Source organism: Streptomyces wuyuanensis (assembly GCF_900103455.1).
In the GTDB taxonomy this organism is placed as follows: domain Bacteria; phylum Actinomycetota; class Actinomycetes; order Streptomycetales; family Streptomycetaceae; genus Streptomyces; species Streptomyces wuyuanensis.
In genome coordinates this window covers 160,804-178,313 of record NZ_FNHI01000010.1, presented here as the reverse complement: position 1 = coordinate 178,313, position 17,510 = coordinate 160,804, and the positions used below count along the sequence as shown (strand labels likewise).

12 protein-coding genes are annotated in these 17,510 nt (G+C 71.0%); 6 read left to right on the top strand and 6 right to left on the bottom strand.

Annotated features, from left to right (window positions below):
- Window positions 1–42: 42 nt before the first annotated feature.
- Both BLT82_RS16740 and BLT82_RS16735 read right to left on the bottom strand, forming a co-directional pair.
- Window positions 43–1,314, bottom strand: coding sequence for a metallophosphoesterase (locus tag BLT82_RS16740; protein ID WP_093655539.1), 1,272 nt, complete (start codon window positions 1,312–1,314; stop codon window positions 43–45).
- 173 nt (window positions 1,315–1,487) lie between these two features.
- The gene (locus BLT82_RS16735; RefSeq protein WP_093655537.1) at window positions 1,488–2,600 is read right to left on the bottom strand and encodes a LacI family DNA-binding transcriptional regulator; all 1,113 of its coding nucleotides are present in this window, start codon (window positions 2,598–2,600) and stop codon (window positions 1,488–1,490) included.
- Between the two features lie 387 nt (window positions 2,601–2,987).
- On the opposite strand from BLT82_RS16735, the gene hisC reads away from it, so the two are divergent.
- From hisC to BLT82_RS38560, 6 genes are all read left to right on the top strand, one after another.
- On the top strand, window positions 2,988–4,067 hold the full coding sequence (gene hisC, locus BLT82_RS16730; protein ID WP_093655535.1) for a histidinol-phosphate transaminase: 1,080 nt from the start codon (window positions 2,988–2,990) through the stop codon (window positions 4,065–4,067).
- A 375-nt stretch (window positions 4,068–4,442) separates the two neighbouring features.
- The gene (locus tag BLT82_RS16725; RefSeq protein ID WP_093655533.1) at window positions 4,443–5,948 is read left to right on the top strand and encodes a cytochrome ubiquinol oxidase subunit I; all 1,506 of its coding nucleotides are present in this window, start codon (window positions 4,443–4,445) and stop codon (window positions 5,946–5,948) included.
- A 23-nt stretch (window positions 5,949–5,971) separates the two neighbouring features.
- Window positions 5,972–6,973, top strand: coding sequence for a cytochrome d ubiquinol oxidase subunit II (gene cydB / locus BLT82_RS16720; protein WP_093655531.1), 1,002 nt, complete (start codon window positions 5,972–5,974; stop codon window positions 6,971–6,973).
- A 51-nt stretch (window positions 6,974–7,024) separates the two neighbouring features.
- Window positions 7,025–10,651, top strand: a complete 3,627-nt coding sequence (gene cydD, locus BLT82_RS16715) for a thiol reductant ABC exporter subunit CydD (protein ID WP_093655529.1) — start codon at window positions 7,025–7,027, stop codon at window positions 10,649–10,651.
- Window positions 10,652–10,661: 10 nt separating this feature from the next.
- Window positions 10,662–12,503 carry a sensor histidine kinase gene (locus tag BLT82_RS16710; RefSeq protein ID WP_093655527.1) on the top strand — a complete coding sequence of 614 codons (1,842 nt, stop codon included), beginning with the start codon at window positions 10,662–10,664 and terminating at the stop codon, window positions 12,501–12,503.
- A 175-nt stretch (window positions 12,504–12,678) separates the two neighbouring features.
- Window positions 12,679–13,731: a M23 family metallopeptidase gene (locus tag BLT82_RS38560; protein WP_093655525.1), complete on the top strand. Its 1,053-nt coding sequence runs from the start codon at window positions 12,679–12,681 to the stop codon at window positions 13,729–13,731.
- A gap of 48 nt (window positions 13,732–13,779) precedes the next feature.
- Here the strand turns inward: BLT82_RS38560 and BLT82_RS16700 are convergent, their stop codons facing one another.
- The 4 genes from BLT82_RS16700 to BLT82_RS16685 form a co-directional block, all read right to left on the bottom strand.
- A complete protein-coding gene (locus tag BLT82_RS16700; RefSeq protein ID WP_093655523.1) occupies window positions 13,780–14,646 on the bottom strand; it encodes an HAD family hydrolase in 867 nt (288 codons plus the stop codon).
- A 105-nt stretch (window positions 14,647–14,751) separates the two neighbouring features.
- On the bottom strand, window positions 14,752–15,699 hold the full coding sequence (locus BLT82_RS16695) for an LLM class flavin-dependent oxidoreductase (protein ID WP_093655521.1): 948 nt from the start codon (window positions 15,697–15,699) through the stop codon (window positions 14,752–14,754).
- A 67-nt stretch (window positions 15,700–15,766) separates the two neighbouring features.
- Window positions 15,767–16,309, bottom strand: coding sequence for an RNA 2'-phosphotransferase (locus tag BLT82_RS16690; RefSeq protein WP_093655519.1), 543 nt, complete (start codon window positions 16,307–16,309; stop codon window positions 15,767–15,769).
- A 139-nt stretch (window positions 16,310–16,448) separates the two neighbouring features.
- A complete protein-coding gene (locus tag BLT82_RS16685) occupies window positions 16,449–17,390 on the bottom strand; it encodes a MerR family transcriptional regulator (RefSeq protein WP_093655517.1) in 942 nt (313 codons plus the stop codon).
- Window positions 17,391–17,510: the final 120 nt, after the last annotated feature.

Sequence of the window (17,510 nt, the reverse complement as noted above, 5' to 3'; positions counted from 1 at the left end):
GGGTGACAGGGGGTTTCCGGAAATCGACTGCGCGGGATTGCCTCAGCCCTGCAGGGGGAGTTGGGCCACCAGCAGCTTTCCGGCCATGGTCACGCCGCCGTCCATGGCGATGGCGAGCCCGTCCGCGTACACGTGCGGGCCTTCCACCAGCGGCTCGGATTTCGCCTCGCCGTCCGCGTCCTCGGTGCCGACCTCGCCCAGCAGATACGGAATGGGGCTGTGGCCGTGGACGACCCGGCCGCCGCCGTAGGTGGCGAGCAGCTCCCGGACCGCCTGCGGGCCGTCGTCGTCCCGGAAGGCGAAGCGTTTGGTGAACTTGCGGAAGAGATCCCAGCACTCGTCCGCGTCGTTGCGGTTGATGATCTCGTGGACCTTGTCGTTGACGTCCTCGATCGTGGTGCCGTAGTCGAGGTAGGCGGTCGTGTCGGAGTGCATCAGCAGATGCCCGTCCTCCTCGACCACCGCGTCGAGCCGGGACATCCACTGCAGATGGACGTCCTGGAGGCGGTCCATGTCGCTCTTCTGACCGCCGTTGAGCAGCCATGCCGCCTGGAAGGTGGCGGTGCCGGCGCCCGAGTTGACGGGCGTGTCGCCGAAGCGCTTGGCGCCGATGAGCAGCAGCTCGTGATTGCCCATCAGGGCCTTGCAGTAACCGCCCGCCGCCGCGGCCTCGGCCGAGAGACGCATGACGAGGTCGATGACGCCGATGCCGTCCGGGCCGCGGTCGGTGAAGTCCCCCAGGAACCACAGCCGGGTGTTGCCCGCGGACCAGTGGCCTTCGGCGTCGACGAGGCCCTGGGCGGTGAGCGCGGCGAGGAGCTCGTCCAGATAGCCGTGGACGTCCCCGACCACATAGAGCGGACCGAGGCCCTCGGGGGCCGGCTCGGGCTGTTCGGCGGGGGCGACGGTCACCTGGACGGTGTCGCCGCGGTTGATCACCGGCAGGTCGCGTTCGGTGGGGGTGTAGCCCTCGGGCGGCTCGCCGTCCGGGAAGGCGTTGCCGGGATGGACCGGCGGTGCCTGCGGGACGGAGTCCTCGGGGCGGGCCGGGGCGTCCTCGGTGGCGCCGTGTTCCGCCTCGCCGGCCGGGGCCGCCCGGTTCGGCGCCTCGGTCTCGGCGGCGGGCGCCGGCTCCGGGCCGGGTTCCGCGGCCCGGACGGGAACCGGCCGCGGGACTGAGTCCTCCGGGTGCGCGAGCACGTACTCATGGGAAGTGGACTGCGACTGCACCGGAACCTGTGCGTACGGCGGGACGCGGAAGTCGCGCAACGTCGCCGTACGCACCACGGGTCCCTGACCGGCCCCCTGAGTCATCGACCCCTCCACCACCGTCGCGCCGCCCTCACCGCCGGACCGGCCTGGTCGGGGACGGTCCGCGGTGTCGTGCGCCCATCATAGGAATGCGGATCGTGCTGTGTGACGCACCAGGGGTGCTGAATCCGGGTACACCACCGGTTCACCGGCCGTTTCGCCCCAATTGCGTTGGTCTAGTCCTGGGAAGGCGAGCGCGGGGCGCTCACCGTCGTACGGGAAGAGCGACGTTGCGACGACGTGCGGACGATGAGTTCGGTCGGTATCACCTGCTCGACCGGGCCACCGCCGTCCACTCCCTCGATCGCGTCGATCAGCAACTGGACCACGGCGGTGCCGATGCGCCGCGGCTTGAGCGAGAGCGTGGTGATCGACGGCTCCGTGTTGGCGTACACGGTGGACTCGCTGCAGCAGACCAGCAGCAGATCGTCGGGGACGCGCAGTCCGTACCGGCGGGCGGCGGCGAGCAGGTCCGTGCCGTTGGGGTCGAAGAGGCCGTACACGGCGTCGGGCCGGTCCGGGCGGGCGAGCAGCCGGTCGGCGGCGACGGCTCCGGCGCACGGGTCGTGCGCCGGGTACGCCTCGTAGACCGGGTCCTGGCCGATGCGTTCGCACCAGTTCAGATAGGCCGTGGTGGAGAGCCGGGTGTACGTGTCCGTGGTGGTGCCCGTGAGCAGGCCGATCCGGCGTGCGCCGCCGGCCGCCAGATGATCGAGCAGTTCGAGCACGGCTGCCTCGTGGTCGTTGTCGACCCAGGCGGTGACGGGGAGCGTGCCCGCGGGTCGGCCGTCGGAGACGACGGGGAGGCCCTGGCGGACGAGCTCCGTGACCACGGGGTCGTGGTCCGACGGGTCGATCACGACGGTGCCGTCGAGTGCGACATTCGACCAGACGTCGTGGCGTGAGGTGGCCGGGAGGATCACCAGCGCGTATCCACGGGCGAGCGCGGCGGAGGTGGCGGCTCTCGCCATCTCGGCGAAGTACGCGAACTCCGTGAACGTGAACGGCTCGTCCCCGTACGTCGTCACCGTGAGCCCGATGAGTCCGGACTTGCCGGTACGGAGGGTGCGGGCCGCTGCCGACGGGCGGTAGCCCAGCCGGTCGGCGACCTCGCGGACATGGCGGCGGGTGGCGTCCGGGAGCCGGCCCTTTCCGTTCAGCGCGTCCGAGACAGTCGTGATGGACACACCGGCTGCGGCGGCTACGTCCCGGATGCCCGCCCGGCCTTGCCGGCTGCCCCGGCGTGATGTCTCCGTCCGGCTCACCTGGTGCTTCCCTGCTGCTGTCATGGCAGGCCGATAGTAGGGCGAGGCGGGGCGGTGAAGCCGGTCGCATATGCAGGCGTTGACAGGCACGTTTCTGCATGGCTGCGGACCATCAATTGCCTTGGAAACAAAGGAAGTTGAGGGTCATTGCGCCTGTCTCATGGTTGTCGACCTGCGGAGGCCTGCCAAATGGCCGAGGTATCGAAGAGGTCTCAACTCACTACTACGAGGGATGCGCGCCACGGAGTGAGCCACCGGCGCGCGGTGTTCCGAAGAGCGCCCCCCTCTCCTCGCCGCCGTTCTCGTTCCGTGCCCCGGTTGTTCCCGGCCGCCCATTCGCAGCGGCCGGGAATCCTCATAGGGTGAGCAGTATTGGTGAGCACGATGCACGACGGTCGAGGAGGACCTGCGGTGAGCGAGACGAGCCCCAAGCTGCGCGCCGAGCTGGACGGCATCCCCACGTACAAGCCCGGCAGGCCTGCCGCTGCCGGCGGGCCGGTCGCGTTCAAGCTGTCCTCCAACGAGAACCCCTATCCGCCGCTGCCGGGCGTGATGGAGAAGGCCGTCGCCGCCGCGGGCAATTTCAACCGGTACCCGGACATGGCCTGCACCGGTCTGATGAACGAGCTCGCCGACCGCTTCGGGGTGCCGGTCTCGCACCTGGCGACGGGCACCGGCTCGGTGGGCGTCGCGCAGCAGCTGCTGCAGGCCACCTCGGGCCCGGGTGACGAGGTCATCTACGCCTGGCGGTCCTTCGAGGCGTACCCGATCATCACCCAGATCAGCGGCGCCACCTCGGTTCCTGTTCCGCTGACCTCGGGCGATGTGCACGACCTCGACGCGATGGCGGATGCCGTCACCGACCGGACCAGGCTGATCTTCGTCTGCAACCCGAACAACCCGACGGGCACGGTGGTGCACCGGGAGGAGCTGGAGAGGTTCCTCGACCGGATCCCGTCCGATGTGCTCGTGGTCCTGGACGAGGCGTACCGCGAGTTCATCCGGGACGCCGAGGTGCCGGACGGCCTGGAGATCTACCGCTCGCGGCCGAACGTCGCGGTGCTGCGCACCTTCTCCAAGGCCTACGGGTTGGCAGGGCTGCGCGTCGGCTTCGCCGTCGCCCACGAGCCGGTGGCGGCCGCGCTGCGCAAGACGGCCGTGCCGTTCGGCGTCAGCCAGCTCGCCCAGGACGCGGCGGTCGCCTCGCTGCAGGCGGAGGACGAACTCCTGGGCCGGGTCGGCGCGCTGGTGGCGGAGCGGGCACGGGTGTACGAGGGACTGGTGAAGCAGGGCTGGACGGTGCCGCCGACGCAGGCGAACTTCGTCTGGCTGCGGCTCGGGGAGCGCACGGCCGACTTCGCGGCGGCCTGCGAGGAGGCCGGTGTCGTCGTGCGGCCGTTCCCGGGCGAGGGGGTGCGGGTCACCATCGGCGAGTCCGAGGCGAACGACATCTTCCTGCACGCCGCGGACGCGTTCCGCAGCAGGCTGTAACCGCCGCACCGCGGATCTCCCGATCGCCCGCACCCGCTCCCGGATGCGGGCGATCGGTCCGTCTCCGGCTGCGCACACGGCCGGCTCCTCCTCCGGCGCCGTCGTGGTGAGGAGCGGGCCGCCGTCCAGGCGGGCCCGGCTCTCGCGCGGCCCCGCGGTCGCCCGGTCACCGCGCGTACCGACCGGCCGGTGCGTTCACTGGGACCCCCCGCTCACGGGTTCGGATTCCGTATGGGTCATAATTGCTTGTGAATGTGAACGCGTTCACAAGCAATGCCCGGAAGCTCCCGCTATGTCATGGATTTCCTGGGCAAGCTGCCGTGATGTGCACGACGAGCACGCCGACGTGACCGCGCCGACGTAAGGAGAGACGACGTGGACCTCGCTCTGGCGCCAGAGACACTGGCGCGCTGGCAGTTCGGCATCACCACCGTCTACCACTTCCTCTTCGTCCCGCTGACGATCTCGCTGGCCGCGCTGACGGCCGGCCTGCAGACGGCGTGGGTGCGTACGAACAAGGAGAAGTACCTCCGGGCGACCAAGTTCTGGGGCAAGCTCTTCCTGATCAACATCGCCATGGGTGTCGTCACCGGCATCGTGCAGGAGTTCCAGTTCGGCATGAACTGGTCCGACTACTCGCGCTTCGTCGGCGACGTCTTCGGAGCACCGCTCGCCTTCGAGGCGCTGATCGCCTTCTTCTTCGAGTCCACCTTCATCGGGCTGTGGATCTTCGGTTGGGACAAGCTCCCGAAGAAGATCCACCTCGCCTGCATCTGGATGGTCTCCATCGGCACCATCCTCTCCGCCTACTTCATCCTGGCTGCCAACTCCTGGATGCAGCATCCGGTCGGCTACCGGATCAACAAGGAGAACGGGCGCGCGGAACTCACCGACATCTGGCTCGTGCTGACCCAGAACACCACCCTCACCCAGGTGTTCCACACCCTCACCGCCGCCTTCCTCACCGGCGGCGCGTTCATGGTCGGCATCGCCGCCTTCCATCTGCTGCGCAAGAAGCACGTTCCGGTGATGAAGAGCTCGCTGCGGCTCGGTCTGGTCACCGTGGTCATCGCGGGTCTGCTGACGGCGATCAGCGGCGACTTCCTCGGCAAGGTCATGTTCAAGCAGCAGCCGATGAAGATGGCGGCCGCCGAGGCGCTGTGGGACGGCGAAGGGCCCGCACCCTTCTCCGTCTTCGCCTACGGCGACGTGGACAAGGGCCACAACAAGGTCGCCATAGAGATTCCCGGTCTGCTCTCCTTCCTGGCGAACGACGACTTCACGTCGTACGTGCCCGGCATCAACGACACCAACAAGGCGGAGCAGGAGAAGTACGGGCCCGGGGACTACCGGCCGAACATCCCCGTCACCTACTGGGGCTTCCGCTGGATGATCGGCTTCGGCATGACGTCGTTCGCCATCGGCCTGGCCGGGCTCTGGCTGACCCGGAAGAAGTTCATGCTGCCGCCTGCGTCGAGGGTCGGTGAGGACGACGTGCCCCATGTCGTGCTGTTCCGCAAGCCGCTCGGGCCGAAGCTCACCCGGCTGTACTGGCTCATCGCGATCTGGACGCTCGGTTTCCCGCTGATCGCCAGCTCCTGGGGCTGGATCTTCACGGAGATGGGGCGGCAGCCCTGGGTCGTGTACGGCGTCCTGCGCACCCGTGATGCCGTCTCCCCCGGCGTCTCCCAGGGCGAGGTGCTCACGTCGATGATCGTGTTCACGCTGATCTACGCGATCCTCGCCGTCATCGAGGTCAAGCTGCTGGTCAAGTACGTCAAGGCCGGGCCTCCCGAGCTCACGGAGGCCGACCTCAATCCGCCCACCAAGATCGGCGGCCACGACCGCGACACCGACCGGCCGATGGCCTTCTCGTACTGAGACCGAGGACTGGGATCTGAGGCATGGAACTCCACGACGTCTGGTTCGTACTCATCGCCGTCCTGTGGACCGGCTACTTCTTCCTCGAGGGCTTCGACTTCGGGGTCGGCATCCTGACGAAGCTGCTCGCCCGCAACCGGGTCGAGAAGCGCGTCCTCATCAACACGATCGGGCCGGTCTGGGACGGCAACGAGGTGTGGCTGCTCACGGCGGGCGGTGCCACGTTCGCCGCCTTCCCCGAGTGGTACGCCACGCTCTTCTCCGGCTTCTATCTGCCGCTGCTGCTGATCCTGATATGCCTCATCCTGCGCGGTGTCGCGTTCGAGTACCGGGCCAAGCGGCCGGAGGAGCACTGGCAGCGGAACTGGGAGCAGGCGATCTTCTGGACTTCGCTCATCCCCGCGTTCCTGTGGGGCGTGGCCTTCGGGAACATCGTGCGCGGGGTGAAGATCGACCAGGAGATGGAGTACGTCGGCACCGTCTGGGATCTGCTGAACCCGCATGCGATCCTCGGCGGCCTGGTGACCCTGTCGCTCTTCACCTTCCACGGGACGGTGTTCACGGCGCTGAAGACCGTCGGGGACATCAGGGAGCGGGCCCGGAAACTGGCCCGGAACCTCGGGCTGGTCACGGCCGTGCTGGCACTCGGGTTCCTGAGCTGGACCCAGGCGGAGAAGGGCGATGGCGCGAGCCTGGCCGCCATGATCATCGCGGTGGTGGCGCTGGTCGCGGCGGTGGGAGCCAACCAGGCCGGGCGCGAGGGCTGGTCCTTCGCCCTGTCGGGCGTCACCATCGTCGCCGCGGTGGCAATGCTGTTCCTGACGCTCTTCCCGAACGTGATGCCGTCGTCGCTCAATGAGGCATGGAGCCTGACGGTCACCAACGCGTCCTCGAGCGCCTACACCCTGAAGATCATGACCTGGTGCGCCGGGATCGCGACGCCCGTGGTGCTGCTGTACCAGGGCTGGACCTACTGGGTGTTCCGGAAGCGCATCGGTACGCAGCACATCGCCGATCCGCACTGAGACCGGACTTCCACAGGGACCGCGCGGTCCCCTGACCAAGGGATGTTTCACGTGAAACCCGTCGACCCGCGACTGCTCCGGTACGCCCGCGCCACCCGCCTCTTCATGGCGGCCGTGGTGGCACTCGGCCTTGCCGGGGCGGCGCTGGTCGTCGCCCAGGCGATGCTCATCGCCGAAGTGGTGGTCGGCGCCTTCCAGCGCGGGCTGGACGCCGGCGAGCTGTGGACCCCGCTGGTGCTGCTGGCCGCCGTCGCCGCCGGTCGCGGACTGGTGGCCTGGCTGACCGAGCTCGCGGCCCACCGGGCGAGCGCGGCGGTCAAGTCCGAGCTGCGGCTGCGGTTGCTGGAGCGGGCCGCGCAGCTGGGACCGGGGTGGCTGAGCGGACAGCGCAGCGGTTCCCTGGCCGCCCTCGCCACCCGGGGAGTGGACGCGCTCGACGACTACTTCGCGCGCTATCTGCCGCAGTTGGGGCTGGCGGTGGTCGTCCCGGTCGCGGTGCTGGCCCGGATCGTCACCGAGGACTGGGTCTCGGCGGCGGTCATCGTGGTCACTCTGCCGCTGATCCCGATCTTCATGGTGCTGATCGGCTGGGCCACGGAGGCCCGGATGAACCGTCAGTGGACGCTGCTGTCGCGGCTGTCCGGGCACTTCCTCGATGTGGTCGCGGGGCTGCCGACGCTGAAGGTGTTCGGACGGGCGAAGGCCCAGGCCGAGGCGATCCGGAAGATCACCTCGGAGTACCGGCGGGCGACGGTGAAGACCCTGAGGATCGCCTTCCTGTCCTCGTTCGCCCTGGAACTGCTGTCGACGCTCTCCGTTGCGTTGGTGGCGGTCGGCATCGGCATGCGGCTCGTCCACGGGGATCTGGATCTCTACACCGGACTCGTCGTGCTGATCCTCGCCCCCGAGGCATATCTGCCGCTGAGGCAGGTCGGGGCGCAGTACCACGCCGCGGCGGAGGGGCTGTCGGCGGCGGAGGAGATCTTCCGGGTGCTGGAGACCCCCGTCCGGGCCGGTGGAACGGCGTCGGTGCCCGCTGCCCGAGGAGTACGGCTGGAGCTGGACTCCGTGACGGTGCGGCACGAGGGCCGTGGGGTTCCCTCGCTGGAGGCCGCGTCACTGACGGTGGAGGCCGGCGAGACCGTCGCGCTGGTCGGCCCGAGCGGGGTCGGCAAGTCGACGCTGCTCGATGCGGTGCTGGGCTTCGTGGCACCGGACGAGGGCACCGTCCGGGTGGGTGCCCCGGGCCGGAAACCGGTGGACCTGACCTCGCTGGACCGGGCCGACTGGCATCGGCACATCGCCTGGGTGCCGCAGCGGCCGTACCTCTTCGCGGGGACCATCGCGGAGAACGTACGGATCGCGCGGCACGGGGCGGACGACGCGGAGGTCCTGGCGGCTCTCCGGGAGGCGGACGCACAGGACTTCGTGGCAGCGCTGCCGCAGGGCGTGGAAACGGTCCTCGGCGAGGACGGCGCGGGGCTGTCCGCGGGCCAGCGCCAGCGGATCGCGCTCGCCCGGGCCTTTCTCGCCGACCGGCCGCTGCTGCTGCTCGACGAACCCACCGCCGCGCTGGACGGGGAGACCGAGGCGGGCGTCGTGGACGCGGTACGGAGGCTGGCACGCGGCCGTACGGTGCTGCTCGTCGTCCACCGGCCCGCGCTGCTGTCAGTGGCCGACCGGGTGGTCGAACTGCGCCCCGCCCAGCGCGTTCCGGCCGGCGAGGAACCCGGGGGACGCCTCGTTCCGTCCGGAGTTCCCCGTCCGTCGCCCTCGGCCGACGGCATGCTCTCGACGGCGGATGCCTACGCGGCCGCAGAGCCCGTGGAACAGCCGGCGCGCTCCGACTCGGACCTCGTGCCCGGGACCGTCCAGGGTGCGTCCGGGCAGGACCACGGCCGGGTGCTTGCACGGGTGCGCGGCATGGCCGGGGCGCTGCGCGGACGGCTGGTGCTGGCGCTGGTGCTCGGCAGCCTGGCGCTGGGATCCGCGGTCGGCCTCATGGCGGTGTCCGGATGGCTGATCTCGAGGGCGTCCGAACAGCCGCCCGTGCTCTATCTGATGGTGGCCGTCACGGCGACCCGGGCGTTCGGGATCGGGCGGGCGGTGTTCCGGTACGCCGAGCGGCTCGTCTCGCACGATGCCGTGCTGAGGATGCTGGCCGACCTCCGGGTCGGCGTGTACCGCCGACTGGAGCGGATCGCGCCCGCCGGGCTGCGCCGCACTCGCAGGGGGGATCTGCTCTCCCGGCTCGTCGCGGATGTGGACGCCCTTCAGGACTACTGGCTGCGCTGGACGCTGCCGGCGGGCGCGGCACTCGTCGTCGGCGCCGCGTCCGTCGGCTTCACCGCGTGGCTGCTGCCCGAGGCCGGTGCCGTGCTGGCCGTGGGCCTGCTCGCGGCCGGGGTGGCCGTACCGCTGCTGAGCGGAGCGGTCGCACGGCGGGCGGAGCGGCGGCTCGCCCCCGCCCGCGGTGCGCTCGCCGCGCAGGTCGTCGATCTGCTGAGGGGCACCGGCGAGCTGACCGTCACCGGGGCACTGGCCCGCCGGACGGCCGCGGTACGGGAGGCCGACCGCGCGCTGACCCGGATCGCCTCGCGTGCTGCGGCCGCCACCGCGCTGGGCGGCGGACTGTCGGCCGTGGCCTGCGGTCTCACCGTCGTCTTCGTGGCGTACGCGGGTGTCATGGCAGTGCACTCCGGCCGGGTCGAAGGGGTCGAACTCGCCGTCGTCGTACTCACACCGCTCGCCGCGTTCGAAGCCGTCGTGGGGCTTCCGCTGGCGGTGCAGTACCGGCAGCGGGTGAAGCGCAGCGCCCAGCGGGTCTTCGAGGTGCTGGACGCCCCGGTGCCGGTGAGCGAGCCCGTGGAGCCGGCCCCCGCGCCCGCATCCGCGTTTCCCCTGGAGGTGCGCGGGCTCAGCGTCCGCCACTTTGGAGCACGGCAGGACGCGCTGTCCGGCTTCGATCTGACGCTCACGGCCGGCAGGAGGGTCGCCGTCGTCGGTGCCTCCGGCTCCGGCAAGACCACTCTCGCGCAGGCGCTGCTGCGCTTCCTGGACGTACGGTCCGGGACCTACACGGTCGGCGGGACGGACGCGACCGCGCTCGACGGGGACACCGTCCGCCGCTGCGTCGGGCTCTGCGCCCAGGACGCCCATCTCTTCGACAGTTCGATCCGCGAGAACCTGAGACTCGCCCGGACCGGTGCCTCCGAGGAGGAACTGCGCGCGGCGCTCGCCGCCGCCCGGCTGCTGGACTGGACCGACGGTCTTCCGGACGGGCTCGACACCCTCGTCGGCGAGCACGGGGCCCAGCTCTCCGGCGGGCAGCGCCAGCGGCTGGCCCTGGCCCGCGCGCTGCTCGCCGACTTCCCCGTGCTCCTGCTCGACGAGCCGGCCGAGCACCTGGATCTCGCCACGGCGGACGCCCTGACCGCGGACCTGCTGGCCGCGACCGAGGGCCGTACGACGGTGCTGATCACCCATCGGCTCCGGGGCCTCGACGCGGTCGACGAGGTGGTGGTGCTGGACGAGGGCCGCACCGTGCAGCGCGGGCCCTATGCGGAGCTCGCGGCCATGGACGGTCCGCTGCGCCGCATGCTCGAGCGCGAACATGCCGGTGATCTCCTCGGCAGTGGTTCTGGGAGCCGACTTTCCATGACAAATAGGACTAACTAATCTCGGGGGCATGGCAGTGCCTGAACACCCGGACTCGGTGGAACCGGGAGACGCCGTGGAGCCGACGGAGTCCGCGGATCCGGCGGATCCGGAGGGTCATCTGGACGCCGCGACCAGGGCGGCCCGTGGACTGCGGGGACTGTCCACCGAACTCACCGCCCGGGTGCCGCAGCTGCTGGAGGCGATGCGCGCCGTCGGCACCGGCCTGGAGCTGCACTCCACGCTCGACCGGATCTGCGAGACGGCCGCGCAGCTCGCCGACGCCCGCTACGCGGCCATCGGGGTCGTCGACGGCGTGGGCCAGGGCCTGTCGGACTTCCTGACCTGCGGCGTCGGCGACGAGGTGGCCCAGCGGATCGGGCGGCTCCCCGACGGGCACCAGGGCCTGCTCGGCGCACTGATCCACGACCCGGTCGTGATGCGGCTCGCCGATCTGACGGAGGACCCGCGCTCCTGCGGCTTTCCCCCGGGCCATCCGCCGATGCGCTCGTTCCTGGGCGTCCCGATCAGGGTCCACGGCGAGATCTTCGGCAATCTGTATCTGGCGGAGAAGCGCGACGGGGCCGAATTCACCGACGACGACCTGCACATGGTCCGCGTCCTGGCGACCGAGGCGGGCATCGCGATCGGCAACGCGAGACTGTACGAGGCGGCACGGCAGCGGGAGCGCTGGATCGACGGTTCGGTCGCCGTCACGACGGCGCTGCTGTCCGGCGGTGACGCCGAGGACGCGCTGACCGTCGTGGCCGAGCAGGCCCGACGGCTAGCCGACTCGACCGCCGGGATCGTGCTGCTGCCGACCGACGGCGGCGGCCTGGAGGTGGTGGCGGTGGCCGCGACGGAGCCGACCGTGCCGCTGGGGGCGGTCGCCCCGGCGGAGAGTCCGGTCGTCGCCTCGCTGCTCGCCGGTGAGGCGGTGTTCGCGGCCGACGCCTCCACCGACCCGCGCATGGTCACGGATCTGGCGAGTCGGTACGGGCCGTGCATGCTGCTGCCCCTGCAGAGCGGCGGACGGGTCCTCGGTGCACTGGTGACCCCGCGCGCCCGCGGGGCGCGGCAGTTCACCGAGGCCGAGCGCACCCTCGGCACCCAGTTCGCCTCGCAGGCCGCGCTCGCGCTGATGATGGCCGAGGCCCAACGGGACCGCGAGCGGCTCGCCGTGTACGAGGACCGGGACCGCATCGCGCGCGACCTCCACGATCTGGTGATCCAGCGGCTGTTCGCCACGGGGATGATGCTGGAGAGCGCCTCGCGGAAGTCCGCCGCGCCCGCCGTGCAGGAGGGCGTGAACAAGGCGGTCGACGAACTGGACGTGACGATCCAGGAGATCCGGACCGCGATCTTCGCGCTCCAGCAGGGGCCGGCCGAGGCGCCGTCGGGGCTGCGGACCCGGGTGCTGAGGGAGATCAACATGGCGGCCGTGCCGCTGGGATTCAAGCCCTCGCACCGCTTCGTCGGCCCGGTCGACTCGGTGGTCGGGGAACTCATCGGGAAGAACCTCATCGCCGCACTGCGTGAAGCGCTCTCGAACGCCTTCCGGCACGCCGACGCCTCACGTATCGAGGTGGTCGTCGACGCGACCGTACGTCTGGGCGGTGCGGGCGCCACGGCCGCCGGGACGGACGGGGTGCGGCTGACGGTCGCCGACGACGGGATCGGAATCCCGGCGGGCGGGCGCCGGAGCGGGCTGCGCAATCTGCGTCGGCGTGCGGAGTCGCTCGGCGGGTCGAGCCGCTGCGGACCGGGGCTCGCGGAAGGCGGCGGCGGGACGACGGTCATCTGGGAGGCCCCGCTCCAGGCGCCGGGCACTCCGCCGGCGGACACGACGGGGGCCGAGTCGCCGGAGCGGTGATTCCGCGGCCGATCCCCCGTCAGGTGCGTTTCCACCGCCTCCTCCGGCCGGACCCGACACACCGTCACCAGCGCACCGGAAGAGGACGCCGAGAGTCCGTGGCGGGCTGGGCCGGATGGCCGTACGAACCAGACTAAATGTGGCAGACCGTCAGGCCTGATGTGACGATCCGAGCATGGGACACCGACAACGCGACTGCCACCGGCGGCTGTTCAGGCCATTGCTGTGCGCGCTGCTGGTCGCCTTCCCGCTGCTGCCCGCGCCCGCCGCGTCCGCCAATGACGGCCCCAACGTGAGCGTGCAGGTCGCCCAGCTGCTCGAGGAGGTGTCCAAGGCCACCGCCACGTACGAGCGGGGACTGCAGGCGTCCGTCGCCGAGCGCGCCCGGCTGGACCAGCTCCAGTGGCAGCTGGCCGACAGACGGCGCGAGATGCGGAAGATGCACGACAAGCTCGGCGCGGTGGCCAGGGCCCAGTACCGCAGCGGCGGGAACCTGGCGCCCACGCTCGAGCTGATGTTCGCCTCCGACCCCGACGAGCTGTTGCGCGGACAGCGGATGTACGCCAAGGCCACGATGACGGTGAACCTGCTGCTGGAGGAGGCCAAGGAGGCCGAGCACCTGACGTCGGTGGCGGAGAAGAAGGCCCGTGAGGCCTGGTACCGCCTGGACGCCCGCACGGCGGAGCTGGCACGGATCAAGCGCGGCATCGAGACCAAGCTCGACGCGGCACGATGGTCGCTGCAGGCACAGGCGGACCGCAGCGCGGCCTCCGGGCAGTGCTCCGGCTCGGTCCCGCTGCCGCAGACGGAGTTCCCCGAGGGATCGGCCTGGGTGACGCCCGTCCAGCGCTACACCCTCTCGGCCGGCTTCGACAGTGCCGGTACACGCTGGGCGAACCGTCACACCGGGCAGGACTTCGCCGTCGGGATCGGCAGCCCCGTGCGCTCGATCGGCGCCGGCCGGGTGGTGTCCGTCTCCTGCGGAGGCGGTTTCGGCATGCAGATCGTCGTCCAGCACAACGACGGCTGGTACTCGCAGTACGCCCACCTCGCCTCCGTCACGGTGGACCAGGGCGACCGGGTCCGCACCGGCCAGTGGCTCGGCCAGGCCGGGACCACGGGCAACTCGACGGGCCCCCATCTCCACTTCGAGGTGCGGCTCACTCCGGACTTCGGATCGGCGGTGGACCCGGTGACATGGCTGCGGAACCGCGGGGTCTGGCTCTGACCCGCGGCCTCCGGGCGGCCGTAGGCACGGGACCCGGTGTGCAGCGCGCTACGCCCCCCGCCGGGCTCCGCGCGCGGCCAGAATCCGCTCGATGACGACCGCGACACCGTCGTCGTTGTTCGCCACGGTCCGGCCGGAGGCGGCGGCGATCACGTCGGGGTGGGCGTTGCCCATGGCGAACGACGTGCCCGCCCAGGTCAGCATCTCCACGTCGTTCGGCATGTCGCCGAAGGCCACGACCTCGTCGGTGGAAATGCCGCGCTCCGCGCAGCACAGGGCGAGCGTCGAGGCCTTGGAGACCCCGAGGCCGCTCACCTCCAGCAGCGAGGTCGGGCTGGAACGGGTGATCGTGGCGAGATCCGCGGCGGCCGTGCGGGCCAGGGTGAGGAAGCCGTCGGGTGTCAGCTCGCCGTGCTGGGCGAGCAGCTTGAGCACCGGGGCCGCGGACCCCGGCTCCTCCTCGTACAGCAGCTTCTCGGCGATGGCGACGGTGGCGCCGGGGTCGAGGTGGAAAGGCGGGTAGCCGGGTTCGTAGTGGATCCCCGTGGCGGTCTCGACCGCGAACGAGGTGCCCGGTGCCGCGTCGCGCAACCGCTGCACGACATCGAGCGCGGTCCTGCGGTCCAGCGGACGGACCTCGAGCAGCTTCCCTCCGGCGTGCAGATCGACCACCGCGGCGCCGTTGGCGCAGATCGCCAGTCCGTGGCCGTGCACGTGGTCGCTGACGACGTCCATCCAGCGCGCCGGACGGCCGGTGACGAAGAAGACCTCGATCCCCGCCTCCTCCGCCGCGGCGAGTGCGGCGATGGTGCGCTCCGAGACGGACTTGTCGTCGCGCAGCAGCGTGCCGTCGAGATCGGTGGCGATCAGCCGGACGGTCGGGGGAAGCGGCAGAGGATCGGTAGCTGAGGTCACCCACGCATTCTCCCGTACCCCCTGCACGGCCGTGCAGGGGGGCGCACATCTGAGTGTTCGACCGCTGGCTCCCCGTAGTCGGGGGCCCCGGCGCCTCCGCCGGGGTCAGCGCAGCCGGGAGACGGCCTCGGTGGCGATGCTCTCGAAAACGGCCCGGTCGGCGGCGAAGACGGTGTCGTCGATGGGCCAGTGGACGACGATCTCGGTGAAGCCGAGCTCCGCGTACCGGCCGGCGAAGTCCACGAACGCCTCCAGGGAGTCCAGCGGACGGCCTCGCCGGGGCGCCGGGAGGGCCGGGTTGAAGTCCGGGGTGAAGCCGGTCAGCAGGATCCGGTCCAGTTCGGAGGCGTCTCGGCCGGCCTCGGCGCAGGCCTTGCCGAGCTTGCTGAGCTGGCCGGCCACGGCGTCGACGGACTGCTCGGGGGTCCCCGTCTCGAAGAGCTTGGGATCACCCGTCGTCACCCATGCCTGCCCGTACTGTGCGGCGAGCCTCAGTCCGCGGGGGCCGGTGGCGGCGACGGCGAACGGCAGACGGGGCCGCTGTACGCAGCCGGGCACGTTGCGTGCCTCGTGGGCCGAGTAGAAGCGGCCCTCGTGGGTCGTGCCGGCGGGCTCGCGCAGCAGCCTGTCGAGCAGGGGCACGAACTCGCCGAAGCGGTCCGCACGCTCCCGGGGCGTCCAGGGCTCTTCGTCGCCCTTCAGCAGGGTGGTCGCGTCGAAGCCGTTGCCTCCGGCTCCGATGCCCAGCGTCACGCGGCCGTCGGAGATGTCGTCGAGAGTGATCAGTTCCTTGGCCAGGGTGACCGGGTGCCGGAAGTTCGGCGAGGTCACGAGGGTGCCCAGGCGCAGCCTGTCGGTCGCGGCCGCGGCGGCGGTCAGCGTGGGCACGGCCCCGAACCAGGGGCCGTCGCGGAAGGAGCGCCACGCCAGGTGGTCATAGGTGTACGCGGCGTGGAAACCGAGCTCCTCGGCGCGCTGCCACAGCGCCCGGCCCCCCTCGTTCCAGCGGTGCACGGGGAGGATCACGGTGCTCAGGCGCAGGGAAGAGGTCATGCCCTCCAGCGTACGGGTGCCCGGCGTGCCCCCTTTTCCGGGCGGCGGCCGGGCGGCGGCCGGGTCCTCAGCCCGGAAACCGCAGGAACCGCGGCGGGACGCCGTCCGTGAGCCAGACGCCGTTGGCGCTGAGGTGGAAGACGTGGCCGGCGCGGTGCATCGCTCCCGCCTCCACGGAAAGGACGACGGGGCGTCCCCTGCGGGCGCCGACCCGGGTCGCCGTCTCAGGGTCCGGGGAGAGGTGCACATGGTGGCGGGCCATCGGGCGCAGCCCTTCGGTACGGATCGCGTCCAGGCTGCGGGCGACCGTGCCGTGGTAGAGGTGCGCGGGCGGCTCGGCGACCGGCAGCCCCAGGTCCACCTCCACGGTGTGGCCCTGGTTCGCCCTGATCCGAGCGCCGTCGATCATGAAGCGCCGCTTGTCGTTCGCGGCCACCACGTGGTCGAGCTCGTCCCGGGTGATCGGGAAGCCGTTCGCGGCCGTGGCGCGCAGCAGTTCGTCGACCGCGACCCAGCCGTTCGCGTCCAGAGTGATCCCGATGCGCTCCGGCTGGTGCCGCAGGTGTTTTGCCAGGTACTTCGACACCTTCACGGTGCGTTGTTCGTCCATGTCCTCAGGGTGCCGCCGGAGGCCGACGCGTCGCCACGCGATTTTCATCCGGACGACAGCCGCCGAAATGTTTGGTCCACAGCCAACTCAAGTTATCCACAAGAGAATTGACGCTCCTGTGGACAACTGCCCGGTCCCGTCAGCTCCTTTGGTCAACTTCGTCATAATCGCGCCGACTTGCCGTCAGGGCGTCCAATGTCCGTGTGTGCACCTCCCTTTCGGCTGCGGCGGCGATGAACGCCGCAGTGTGCTCAGACCCAACGAGCCGTTCCACAGCGCGAATCGTGTCGGCCGGCAGAGCCACTCGGCGCGGGTCCTCCTCGCCCGCGGGCGGGTGCTCCGCACCGAGGTGGTACTGGAGATGGCGCGTCGCGAACAGCTTCATCGCGCGGGCCAGTTCGGCGTCGACGGTCTGCTGGGCGAGCGGCCGCAGGCGCCGAACCATCGACGCCGCTTCTGCCGCGTCGGCGTCGGACGGCGGCCGGTGGCCCAGGTAGCGGGCGAAGACGTGCTCGGTGGTGAACTCAAGGAAGCGCGAGGCGATATGTTCCACTTGTCCGCGAAGTTCCCTGAGGTGACCGTAGATTGCCGACAGCGGCACCCCTGCGGAGTGCAACTCGGCCGCCACTGCCAGCTCCTGGGGGCTCGGCACCAGGAACTCGTCGTCCCTGCCCGGGATGCGCTCCAGCACACCGAGCTCCACCGCCTCGGCGATCGCCTCCTCGTCCGGCTCCCCGCCGAAGCTCGCGTACAGCTCAGCTCGGCTGATCCGGTCGGCCTTCTCGTCGGTCCAGGGGCCGTGGACCTCGGCGACGAGTCCGAGCACCCCGCCCAGTCCACGCCCCGCGTCCCACGCCTCCAGGAGCTCCTTGATCGACGCGAGGGTGTATCCGCGGTCGAGGAGATCGGCGATCTGGCGCAGCCGGGCCAGATGGGAGTCCCCGTACACGTTCGACCGGCCGCGCCGCTCCGGTTTGGGCAGCAGTCCGCGGTCCTGGTAGGCGCGGATCGTCCGGACCGTCGCACCGCTGTGATGGGCGAGGTCCTCGATCCGGTACTCCACCGCACGCTCCCCGGACACGACCACTCCTCACTGCTCCATGACGAACCGCACCGGCCGGGTCCGCCCCTCGCGGGCGCACCCCGGCCGGGACGCCGCCGCCCGGCCCGGGGCCGGTGCGGCGCGACCACATCATGACCG

Coding starts and splice junctions, on each gene's coding strand:
- BLT82_RS16740 (WP_093655539.1), bottom strand. CDS start 1,314: ATGACTCAGGGGGCCGGTCAGGGACCCGTGGTGCGTACGGCGACGTTG.
- BLT82_RS16735 (WP_093655537.1), bottom strand. CDS start 2,600: ATGACAGCAGCAGGGAAGCACCAGGTGAGCCGGACGGAGACATCACGC.
- cydB (WP_093655531.1), top strand. CDS start 5,972: ATGGAACTCCACGACGTCTGGTTCGTACTCATCGCCGTCCTGTGGACC.
- BLT82_RS16710 (WP_093655527.1), top strand. CDS start 10,662: ATGGCAGTGCCTGAACACCCGGACTCGGTGGAACCGGGAGACGCCGTG.
- BLT82_RS38560 (WP_093655525.1), top strand. CDS start 12,679: ATGGGACACCGACAACGCGACTGCCACCGGCGGCTGTTCAGGCCATTG.
- BLT82_RS16695 (WP_093655521.1), bottom strand. CDS start 15,699: ATGACCTCTTCCCTGCGCCTGAGCACCGTGATCCTCCCCGTGCACCGC.
- BLT82_RS16690 (WP_093655519.1), bottom strand. CDS start 16,309: ATGGACGAACAACGCACCGTGAAGGTGTCGAAGTACCTGGCAAAACAC.